This window comes from Buttiauxella izardii, assembly GCF_003601925.1.
GTDB lineage: Bacteria > Pseudomonadota > Gammaproteobacteria > Enterobacterales > Enterobacteriaceae > Buttiauxella > Buttiauxella izardii.
The window spans coordinates 1-10,779 of record NZ_QZWH01000064.1; the positions used below are offsets into that span (position 1 = coordinate 1).

The window sequence follows — 10,779 nt, forward strand, 5'->3', positions numbered from 1 at the left end:
AGAAGGCTGGGATGAGGGCGTGGAATTAAGCGCGATAAACCTTCACGTTTTCAAACCCTTGCTCGCGCAGATACAGCGCCTGCAAGCGGCTCATCACACCACGATCGCACCACAGCAAATACGTTTTGCTCTGATCCAAATCGCCAAACGCGGTGCTCAGTTTATAGAACGGCAGCGAGGCCACTTCTACGCCTTCAGGTTTGAACGGCTTATCGTCTTGCTCGTCGATAGAACGGATATCCAGCAACACGTCATTCGGGCCAAATTCGCCCACGGTTTCAACTTCCGTGACCACTTCTTTGGTCTGATTGGCGATTTCACGAATATCGATGTTGGTCGCTTCTTCAATCACGCGATCGAGAACTGAGAAATCAAAGTTAGCTTCTTCCGCTTCAATCTTCGCTTTCACCGCTTTAACGGTTGGGCTTTTCGAGATCACGCCGCAATATTCCGGCATGGTGCGAGCAAAATCAGCGGTACCGATTTCACGCGCCAGATCGATGATGTGCTCTTTATCGTGAGAGATTAGCGGGCGCAGAATCAGGGTATCGGAAACGTTGTCGATCAAACGCAGGTTAGTCAGCGTCTGGCTGGAAACCTGGCCCAGCGCTTCACCAGTCACCAGCGCCTGCACGCCGTAGCGCTCAGCCACACGAGAAGCGGCACGCACGAACATACGTTTCAGCACCACGCCCATCTGGCCATCTTCAACTTTCTCGAGGATTTCACCGACCACAGGCTCAAAGTTGATCGCCACGAAACGCACGCGGTGGGAGCTACCGAAACGGTTCCACAGGTAATGCGCGACTTGTTTAACGCCGATTTCGTGCGCCGCACCACCGAGGTTAAAGAAGCAGTAATGCACACGGCAACCGCGACGCATCAGCATGTAGCTGGAAACACCTGAGTCGAAACCACCGGAAATCAGCGACAACACATCTTCTTGCGTGCCAATCGGGAAGCCGCCGATACCTTCGTAACGGCCTTTCACCAGCAGCAGGCGATCGTTTTCGATTTCCAGATTCACGGTCACTTCTGGCTTAGTCAGTTTTACGCGCGCTGATTCGATGTGCTGATTCAGGCCGCCGCCGACATAGCGTTCAACTTCAATCGAGCTAAACTCATGCTTACCACGACGTTTCACACGCACACAGAAGGTTTTGCCTTCCAGTTGCTCGCGATAAAGTTCCAGCGCCTGTTCGAAGATATTGTGCAAATCGGTAAACGGCACATCTTCAACTTCAAGAATGTGGTGAATACCGGGAATGCGGGTCAATGCTTCACGAATGGCGATGCGCTGATTTTCATCTTTAGCGCGAACTTCAATGTTGTCCCAGTGGCGTACAACCGCCAGATCTTCATCGTAGTGTTTTAAAACGTTGCGAATGTTCCCAGTGAGCATCTTAATAAAGCGTATGCGCACAGATTGACTCTTGATTGTGATTTCCGGGAACAATTTAATGATAAACTTCATGGCGGCTTAGATTCGATTCGTTGATGAGCCGTGCACGATGGCTATGAATCATGCGGGCTGAAAGACTTAAGAATTGCAACGGCAATAAGCGCCGCTACATCCGAGGCGCAAAAGTATATCACTAACAGCTTGCCATGGCGTTACACAAATGACTCCGCTACCATGGTGGGGTCGCAAAAATTATTAGAGTCAGACATTCACTATGCCGAAAAAAACCGAAGTCCCGGCCAGTTTTGAAACTGCGCTTGTGGAGCTTGAGCAGATTGTTACTCGTCTTGAAAGCGGTGATTTAGCGCTTGAAGAGGCGTTAAATGAATTTGAACGTGGCGTGCAACTTGCGCGCCAGGGTCAAGTAAAATTGCAACAAGCAGAGCAACGCGTACAAATCCTGCTAAACGATAGCGAAGACGCCCCGCTTAAGCCTTTTACCCCGGATAACGAGTAAATGGATTTTAACCATCAGTTGCAGGCCCATGCAGATCGGGCCAACGATGCGCTGCTGCGTTTTTTGGCACCGCTACCGTTTCAGAACACTCCTCTGGTTGAGGCAATGCACTATGGCGCATTATTTGGTGGGAAGAGACTCCGCCCGTTCCTGGTCTACGCGACCGGAGAAATGTTCGGCGTAGCACAAGAAACGCTGGATGCGCCTGCTGCTGCGGTCGAATGCATTCATGCTTATTCCTTGATTCATGATGATTTACCGGCCATGGATGACGACGATCTGCGTCGTGGGCAACCGACTTGCCACATTAAATTCGGTGAAGCCAGCGCCATTTTGGCTGGAGATGCCCTACAAACGCTGGCGTTCTCTATACTCAGTGATGCCCCTATGCACGGCGTTGCTATTGCTGACCGACTGGCAATGGTGAAAGAGCTGGCCCATGCCAGCGGCGTCGCAGGCATGTGCGGCGGGCAAGCGTTAGATCTGGAAGCCGAAGGCAAGCATGTCGATTTGCAAAGCCTTGAGCGCATTCATCGCCATAAAACCGGCGCGTTAATTCGTGCGGCGGTTCGCCTGGGCGCATTGAGTGCCGGGGATGCAGGCCGTAACGCCCTGCCATTGCTTGACCGTTATGCGGAAAGCATCGGCCTGGCGTTCCAGGTGCAGGACGATATTCTCGATGTCATTGGCGATACCGCGACGCTGGGTAAACGCCAGGGCGCTGACCAACAGTTGGGTAAAAGTACTTATCCGGCACTGTTGGGGCTAGAAAATGCCAAATCTAAAGCGTGGGATCTTTACCAGGATTCTCTCCGGGCGCTGGAAGGCCTAGCTCACCAGTCTTTAGACACTACCGCACTGGAAGCGCTGGCGAGCTACATCATCCAACGTGATAAATAATGTATAACACCACGATGAGTTTCTAATTTAATGAGTTTTGATATTGCCAAATACCCGACCCTCGCACTGGTGGAATCAGCCCCTGAGCTACGCCTGTTGCCAAAAGAGAGCTTGCCGAAACTGTGTGACGAGCTGCGTAGATACCTGCTCGATAGCGTAAGCCGCTCCAGTGGGCACTTTGCCTCTGGCCTCGGCACGGTCGAACTGACCGTAGCGCTTCACTACGTGTATAACACTCCGTTCGACCAGCTCATCTGGGATGTCGGGCATCAGGCGTATCCGCACAAAATCATTACTGGACGTCGTGACAAAATTGGCACCATCCGCCAGAAAGGCGGCCTGCATCCCTTCCCGTGGCGCGCCGAAAGCGAATATGACGTATTGAGCGTGGGGCACTCTTCCACCTCAATCAGCGCGGGAATTGGTATTGCTGTTGCCGCAGGAAAAGAAGGCAAAGACCGCCGCACCGTGTGTGTGATTGGCGATGGCGCGATTACGGCGGGTATGGCGTTTGAAGCCATGAACCACGCCGGTGATATTCGCCCGAACATGTTGGTGATTCTCAACGACAACGAAATGTCGATTTCCGAGAACGTCGGCGCGCTGAACAACCACCTGGCGCAACTGCTTTCCGGCAAACTCTATTCCTCGCTGCGTGAAGGCGGCAAGAAAGTTTTCTCCGGCGTACCGCCGATTAAAGAACTGCTCAAACGCACCGAAGAACACCTGAAAGGCATGGTGGTTCCTGGAACGCTGTTTGAAGAACTCGGCTTTAATTACATTGGCCCGGTCGACGGGCACGATGTGGTCGGGCTGGTGAACACGCTCAAAAACATGCGCGACCTGAACGGCCCGCAATTCCTGCACATCATGACCAAAAAAGGTCGTGGTTATGCGCCAGCCGAAAAAGACCCGATCAGCTTCCATGCTGTGCCAAAATTTGACCCGCAAAGCGGCACGCTACCGAAAGCGTCCGGCGGCCTGCCGAGCTATTCGAAAATCTTCGGTAACTGGCTGTGTGAAACCGCCGCGCATGACGACAAGCTAATGGCGGTCACGCCAGCGATGCGTGAAGGCTCGGGTATGGTGGAGTTTTCGCGCCAGTATCCGTCACAATATTTTGATGTCGCAATTGCCGAACAACACGCCGTCACGTTCGCCGCCGGTCTGGCGATTGGCGGTTATAAGCCAGTGGTTGCGATTTATTCGACCTTCCTGCAACGCGCTTACGACCAGGTGATTCACGACGTCGCCATCCAGAAACTACCGGTGTTATTCGCTATCGACCGCGCAGGCATCGTCGGCGCTGACGGGCAAACTCACCAGGGCGCGTTTGATATCTCCTTCCTGCGCTGCATTCCAGAAATGGTCATCATGACGCCAAGTGATGAAAACGAATGTCGCCAGATGCTGCATACCGGCTATCACTACAATGACGGCCCATCCGCTGTGCGTTATCCGCGTGGCAACGGCACAGGCGCTGAGTTGCAGCCGCTGGAATCCTTGCCAATCGGTAAAGGCGTGAAGAAACGTGCGGGTGAAAAAATCGCCCTGCTGAACTTCGGCACTTTGTTGCCAGAAGCTGTAGCGGTTGCGCAGTCACTAAATGCAACGCTCGTCGATATGCGTTTTGTGAAACCCCTGGATGAAGCGCTGATTCTTGAACTGGCTGCCAGCCATGAATCGTTAGTGACCATTGAAGAGAATGCCATTATCGGTGGTGCGGGTAGCGGTGTGAATGAAGTGCTGATGGCAAACCGTAAAGTGGTTCCGGTTCTCAATCTCGGTCTGCCGGATTATTTTATCCCGCAAGGCACCCAGGAAGAAGCGCGTGCGGCTATCGGCCTGGATGCTCCGGGCATGGAAGCGAAGATTCGCGACTGGCTTAAATAATCCCCTCCTCCACTCCTGCTATGCTTAAAGAACCTGAATAGCCGGAGTGGAACCATGCAATACAACACGTTAGGAAAAACAGACCTCAAGGTTTCCCGCCTTTGCCTGGGCTGCATGACCTTTGGTGAGCCAGACCGTGGCAATCACGCCTGGACGCTTCCCGAAGAAAGCAGCCGCCTCATCATCAAACACGCCATCGATAACGGCATTAATTTCTTTGATACCGCCAATAGCTATTCCGACGGTAGCAGCGAAGAGATTGTCGGGCGCGCTCTTAAAGATTTCATGCGTCGCGAAGATGCGGTTCTCGCCACCAAAGTGTATTTCCCGGTGGGTGACTTAACCGAAGGTCTTTCCCGTGCGCAGATACTGCGTTCAATCGACGACAGCCTGCGCCGCCTCGGCACCGATTACGTCGATCTACTACAAATCCACCGTTGGGATTACAACACGCCTATTGAAGAGACACTCGAGGCGCTCAATGACGTGGTGAAAGCGGGTAAGGCGCGTTATATCGGCGCGTCCTCGATGCACAGTTCACAACTGGCGCAGGCGCTGGCCTTGCAAGATCAACACGGTTGGGCGCGTTTCGCCACCATGCAGGATCACTACAATCTGATCTATCGTGAAGAAGAGCTGGATATGTTGCCGCTGTGCTACGAGCAAGGGATCGCAGTGATCCCGTGGAGTCCGCTGGCACGAGGCAAACTCACCCGTCCGTGGGGCGATACCACCGCGCGTTCAGTGTCCGACGAAGTGGGCAAAAACCTGTACGACGGTAGCAGAGACAACGATGCGATGATTGCCGAGAGACTGGCAAATGTGGCTGACGATAAAGGCGTGTCACGGGCGCAAGTTGCGCTGGCATGGCTGCTGAGTAAACCGGGCATTGCGGCACCAATTATTGGTGTATCGCGTGAGCATCAACTGGATGATTTGCTTGGCGCGGTGGATTTAACGCTGAAACCGGAAGAGATTGCCGAGCTGGAAACGGTTTATCAGCCGCATGAAAGGGCTGGATTTAAGTAACGCCCTCACCCTGGCCCTCTCCCCCAGGAGAGGGAATGGTCAGTTTTCTCCCTCGCCCTCAGGAGAGGGAATGGTCGGTTTTCTCCCTCGCCCTCAGGAAAGGGAATGGTCGGTTCTCTACTTCGCCCCCAGGAAAGGGAATAGTCGGTTTTCTCCCTCGCCCTCAGGGAGAGGGGCGGGGTGAGGGTTGTATTAATCTAGAACAAACCAATCGGCCAGTGGTGCCCAATCAGGTAAATAATCCCCGCAGAGAACACACCCGCGACAATATCATCCACCATAATCCCCATCCCGCCGTGAACGTTACGGTCGAACCAGCGGATTGGCCACGGCTTCCAGATATCGAGAATACGGAACACCACAAACCCTGCGGCTACCCAGCGCCAGTCGTTGACGGGCAGCGCCATCAGCGTAATCCACATGCCGATGAATTCATCCCACACGATACTGCCGTGGTCATGAACGCCCATATCGCGCGCGGTCTGGTGGCAAAGATAAACGCCGATACAAATACCGAGCATGATGACCATGGAATAAACCTGCCACGGCAGGAAGGTCATCAGATACCAGAATGGAATCGCCGCAAGCGATCCCGCTGTTCCCGGCATGATCGGGCTTAAACCGCTACCAAAACCGGTAGCCAGTAAATGCCAGGGATTGCTGAGCTTGAGACGGCTTATTGCCACATCTTTAGAGCGACGCAAAGTGATCGTATCCTTTTAAATCCAGCGTTACCGGTTTGCCATTCTGCAAGAATTGTAGCCCTTCGGACTCCGGCCCAACCTGGCCAATGCAGGTAAATGGAATGCCGAGATTGCCGATGGCAACATCCAGCGCACCACGATTGAGTTCCGGCACCGTAAAGCACAGCTCGTAATCTTCACCACCGGAAAGCGCCCATTGCAGCGCTTGCTCAGCGCTGACGTTTGCTTTTACAGCTTCGGAATATGGCAGAGCGTCGAGATCGATACGCGCTCCGCACTCGCTGGCTTTAAGGATATGACCCAAATCGGAAATTAGCCCGTCGGAGAGATCAATGGCGCTGCTCGCCAAATCACGTAATGCCTGGCCGTGCAAAATTCGCGGCGTCGGTCGCAAATGGCGTTTTTTCAGATATGCGGATTGGGTAGCATCTTCGACCACTAAACGGTCCTGCAAAATCGCCAGACCTGCCGCGCTATCGCCAGGCGTGCCAGTGACATAAATCCAGTCACCAGGACGCGCACCGCTGCGTTTTAATGCACGACCCGCAGGCACCAGGCCATGAATGCCAAGCGTCATAGCAAGTGGGCCACGCGTGGTATCGCCGCCAATCAGCTGCATATCGTAGTAATCGAGTTGTTCGAACAGACTGTCGCTGAAGGCTTCAAGCCAGCTTTCATCGACTTCAGGAAGGGTTATCGCCAGCGTCAGCCAGCTTGGATCAGCGCCCATCGCGGCCAGGTCGCTTAAATTCACCGCCAGCGCTTTGTAGCCCAAATCGCGAGGATCAATATCCGGCAGGAAATGGATGCCCGAAACAAGCGTATCGGTACTGATCGCTAACAATTGCTTCTCGGCGACCGTCAACAATGCACAATCATCACCGATTCCGGTTTCCACATCACGGCGGGAACTTCTTACTCGATCAAAATAACGGGCAATTAAGGAAAACTCACCGCATGCCATGCGTTATGCCTCTGAGTTTAATGAAGGAATAAAGAAAGGCCGGGATTAACCGGCCAGAAGATTACTTTTTGCGGGGACGAATTTGCGGAGCAGCTTTATCAAGAACACCATTCACGAACTTGTGGCTGTCTTCGGCACCGAAGGTTTTCGCAAGGTCGATGGCTTCGTTAATCGCCACTTTGTATGGCACGTCATCACGCTTAGACAGTTCAAACAGTGCGATACGCAGAACCGCTTTTTCTACCTGACCCAACTCTTCGAGTTGACGGGACAGGTAAGGCTTCATGAGCCCATCCAGATACGCGCTGTTAGTAGCCACCCCGATCAACAGCTCGCGGAAGTAGACAACGTCAACGTCTTTGACGTCCTGTTCCGCCAGGAACTGGTATTCGACATCAGCGATGTCGTTTCGAGATAACTGCCAGGAGTATAGCGCCTGAACGGCACACTCACGGGCACGGCGACGAGCAGCAGGTTTCACAGATTTCCCCTTACAAAAAATCAGGCCTTGATGGCTTTCAATACATTAATCATTTCAAGCGCGGTCAGTGCAGCTTCTGCACCTTTGTTACCGGCTTTTGTGCCAGCGCGTTCGATGGCTTGTTCAATACTTTCGGTGGTCAGCACGCCAAAGGCGACTGGAATCCCCGTTTCCTGCGCAACATGCGCCAGGCCGTTACTGGCACCGCCAGCAACATATTCAAAGTGAGCTGTACCGCCACGGATAACTGTACCCAGCGCGATCACTGCGTCATAACGCTTGGTTTTCGCCAGTGCGTCTGCCGCCAGTGGCAGCTCATAAGCACCCGGAACCCAGACCACGGTGATATTTTCATCTTTAACCTGGCCAATACGTTTCAGGGCGTCAATCGCACCGTCAAGCAGGCTGTCATTGATGAAGTTGTTAAAACGCGCGATGGTGATGGCGACGCGAGCGTCTGGAGTAGCAACGGCTGCTTCAATAATGTTCATAATCTTCCTTTACGGGTTCTGTTTAGCCCCGCAGGGGGGCGGATTTTATCATAATCTTTTGGTGCCTGCTTACGTTTTACTAACGCGCGTATCGCGGCGTCAAATGCAGGCACAAATCAGGGCCAACCTGACGGACTTCACTAAAGCTAAACTCGGGCGCATCGGCGAGCTTTTCAAGCCCTGGCAGGTTACACAAGCCACGCGCATCGTTGCCCAATAATTTCGGCGCAACGTAAACAATCAGTTCATCGACTAATCCGGCCTGAAGCAGCGCGCCACCAAGCGTTGCGCCCGCTTCGACCCAAATAGAGTTTACCTGACGCTTGCCGAGCAACATCATCATCACCACCAGATCCAGGTGGCCGTTATGTTCAGGCACGATAAATTGCTCAACGTTTTCAGGCCACGTTTGTTCATCGGCATTGCAGCGGGCAAGCCAGGTTTCCCCGGCTTGTGCGATGATTTTATGCTCTGGCGTCACGCGATTTTCACGGTCAAGAATGATGCGAGTCGGCTGGCGCAGATTTTCTTCGTGATAAACCGCCTGCGTAGCGCTATCGAGTTCATTCCAGCGCACGGTTAAAGAAGGATTATCAGCCAGAACCGTCGCGCTACTGCTAAGAATAGCGGCACTTTGCGCACGCAGGCGCTGCACGTCACGGCGTGATTCAGGCGAGGTAATCCACTGGCTTTCACCGCTCGCCATTGCGGTACGTCCATCGAGGGACGCGCCGAGTTTGAGCTGAATATAGGGGAAGCCGGTACGCATACGTTTCAGGAAACCGCGGTTTAATACCTCGGCCTCGTTCATCATCAAACCGTGGCTGACATCAATGCCTGCTTGTTGCAGGCGGTACAAACCTCGCCCGGCAACTTGTGGATTCGGGTCTTGCATCGCGGCAACGACACGCGAAACACCTGCCGCAATTAATGCATCACAGCAAGGCGGTGTGCGCCCATGGTGGCTGCACGGCTCAAGCGTGACATATGCCGTTGCACCTTGCGCTTTGTCGCCCGCCATACGCAATGCGTGAACTTCGGCATGAGGTTCACCGGCACGAAAATGGAAACCTTCACCGACGATTTCGCCATCTTTGGCAATCACGCAGCCGACATTCGGGTTCGGCATGGTGGTGAAACGCCCGCGCTTTGCCAATTGCAGCGCACGAGCCATAAATTTTTCATCAAGTGACATCAGCATTAATCCTGTAAGCGGGCAATTTCTTCGCCAAATTCACGGATATCTTCAAAGCTGCGATAAACCGAAGCAAAGCGGATATACGCCACTTTATCGAGTTTTTTAAGCTGTTCCATCACCAGATTGCCGATCATTTTGCTCGGCACTTCGCGCTCGCCAGTGCCACGTAACTGGGATTTGATATGGTTTATTGCCATTTCGACGTCGTCGGAACTGACGGGGCGTTTTTCCAGCGCTTTTAAAAAGCCGCTGCGCAGTTTGTCTTCATTAAATGGCTCACGCACATCATTACTTTTTACGACGCGTGGCATAACAAGTTCGGCGACTTCAAAAGTCGTGAAGCGTTCATTACAAACCAGGCATTGACGGCGGCGACGCACGGATGATCCTTCGCCGACAAGCCGGGAATCAATCACTTTGGTGTCTACTGCGAAACAGAATGGGCAATGCATGGCGCGTCCTGAAGGATTATTCAAATGAACAATAGTTTACCGCGAAGTGGCGGCAGTACAAAGGCAACGCCACGTAATGTTAAGAAATATGACTTTTCATTATTGGCAAGCTACGCTTAAATCAGGACAAAACTTTAAGGAAAAATTAGCGATGACAAAGAGTTACCTAAGAATCTTCCTGGTTACCAGCCTGGTGAGCCTCAGCGCCTGCGCCCAGCAAACCGAAGTCCGCCAGATGAAGAGCGAAGTCGGTTCTTTAAATAAAGAAATGACGCAACTCACCGACCAGACCGTCAAGCTGACGCAACAAAATGTGCTGAATGCTAAATCGACAACGGGCGTGTATTTGCTGCCTGGTTCAAAAACACCCGCGCGCCTGAATAGCCAACTTGGCAATTTGCAAATGTCTCTGAGCAGCATTACGCCTGAAGCCAACGGCAGCCGGGCGATGCTCATCATCAAAGGCGAATCAAACGATCCGCTGCCTGCTTTCACCGGCAAAGTAGAGTTTGGGCAGATTCAGGGCACCACCGAGAACTATCAGGAAGTGAATGTGCAGTCGCAACAATTCAGCGCGCCTGCCAGCGTATTAGCGCCGAGCGATATCAGCATTCCGTTGCAACTTTCAGGGCTTTCACCGGATCAATTAGGTTTTGTGCGTATTCATGATATTCAGCCTGTTGATCCTTCTCAGGCATTGCCTGCGCAATAATCGCCAGAACCCTCACGCTGTCTCTTAGTCACATTT

12 protein-coding genes are annotated in these 10,779 nt (G+C 52.9%); 5 read left to right on the forward strand and 7 right to left on the reverse strand.

The window, feature by feature from the left end:
• Positions 1-25 precede the first annotated feature (25 nt).
• Complete coding sequence (thiI, locus tag D6029_RS21325) at positions 26-1,474, reverse strand: tRNA uracil 4-sulfurtransferase ThiI (protein WP_120066684.1); 1,449 nt, start codon at positions 1,472-1,474, stop codon at positions 26-28.
• Positions 1,475-1,676: 202 nt separating this feature from the next.
• Here thiI and xseB point away from each other — a divergent pair, with 202 nt between their 5' ends.
• Genes xseB through D6029_RS21345 form a run of 4 tightly spaced genes read left to right on the forward strand, consistent with a single transcriptional unit; the run spans position 1,677 to position 5,741 of the window.
• Positions 1,677-1,919 carry an exodeoxyribonuclease VII small subunit gene (gene xseB, locus D6029_RS21330; RefSeq protein WP_034493701.1) on the forward strand — a complete coding sequence of 81 codons (243 nt, stop codon included), beginning with the start codon at positions 1,677-1,679 and terminating at the stop codon, positions 1,917-1,919.
• Entirely contained in the window at positions 1,920-2,819 is a 900-nt protein-coding gene (ispA, locus tag D6029_RS21335) for a (2E,6E)-farnesyl diphosphate synthase (protein ID WP_120066685.1), read from the forward strand.
• A gap of 30 nt (positions 2,820-2,849) precedes the next feature.
• Positions 2,850-4,712, forward strand: a complete 1,863-nt coding sequence (gene dxs / locus D6029_RS21340) for a 1-deoxy-D-xylulose-5-phosphate synthase (RefSeq protein ID WP_120066686.1) — start codon at positions 2,850-2,852, stop codon at positions 4,710-4,712.
• Between the two features lie 54 nt (positions 4,713-4,766).
• Positions 4,767-5,741 carry an aldo/keto reductase gene (locus tag D6029_RS21345; RefSeq protein ID WP_120066687.1) on the forward strand — a complete coding sequence of 325 codons (975 nt, stop codon included), beginning with the start codon at positions 4,767-4,769 and terminating at the stop codon, positions 5,739-5,741.
• 197 nt (positions 5,742-5,938) lie between these two features.
• On the opposite strand, the gene pgpA is transcribed toward D6029_RS21345, so the two are convergent.
• The 6 genes from pgpA to nrdR form a co-directional block, all read right to left on the reverse strand.
• Positions 5,939-6,445, reverse strand: a complete 507-nt coding sequence (gene pgpA / locus D6029_RS21350; protein ID WP_120066688.1) for a phosphatidylglycerophosphatase A — start codon at positions 6,443-6,445, stop codon at positions 5,939-5,941.
• Positions 6,432-7,409: a thiamine-phosphate kinase gene (thiL, locus tag D6029_RS21355; RefSeq protein WP_120066689.1), complete on the reverse strand. Its 978-nt coding sequence runs from the start codon at positions 7,407-7,409 to the stop codon at positions 6,432-6,434. Before thiL ends, pgpA begins: the two co-directional genes overlap by 14 nt.
• Positions 7,410-7,470: 61 nt before the next feature.
• Entirely contained in the window at positions 7,471-7,890 is a 420-nt protein-coding gene (nusB, locus tag D6029_RS21360) for a transcription antitermination factor NusB (RefSeq protein WP_120066690.1), read from the reverse strand.
• A gap of 20 nt (positions 7,891-7,910) precedes the next feature.
• Entirely contained in the window at positions 7,911-8,381 is a 471-nt protein-coding gene (gene ribH, locus D6029_RS21365) for a 6,7-dimethyl-8-ribityllumazine synthase (protein ID WP_034493696.1), read from the reverse strand.
• A gap of 79 nt (positions 8,382-8,460) precedes the next feature.
• Positions 8,461-9,576: a bifunctional diaminohydroxyphosphoribosylaminopyrimidine deaminase/5-amino-6-(5-phosphoribosylamino)uracil reductase RibD gene (gene ribD / locus D6029_RS21370; RefSeq protein WP_120066692.1), complete on the reverse strand. Its 1,116-nt coding sequence runs from the start codon at positions 9,574-9,576 to the stop codon at positions 8,461-8,463.
• 5 nt (positions 9,577-9,581) lie between these two features.
• A complete protein-coding gene (gene nrdR / locus D6029_RS21375) occupies positions 9,582-10,031 on the reverse strand; it encodes a transcriptional regulator NrdR (RefSeq protein ID WP_034493695.1) in 450 nt (149 codons plus the stop codon).
• A gap of 151 nt (positions 10,032-10,182) precedes the next feature.
• On the opposite strand from nrdR, the gene D6029_RS21380 reads away from it, so the two are divergent.
• Entirely contained in the window at positions 10,183-10,743 is a 561-nt protein-coding gene (locus tag D6029_RS21380) for a SadB/YajI family lipoprotein (protein ID WP_120066691.1), read from the forward strand.
• Positions 10,744-10,779: the final 36 nt, after the last annotated feature.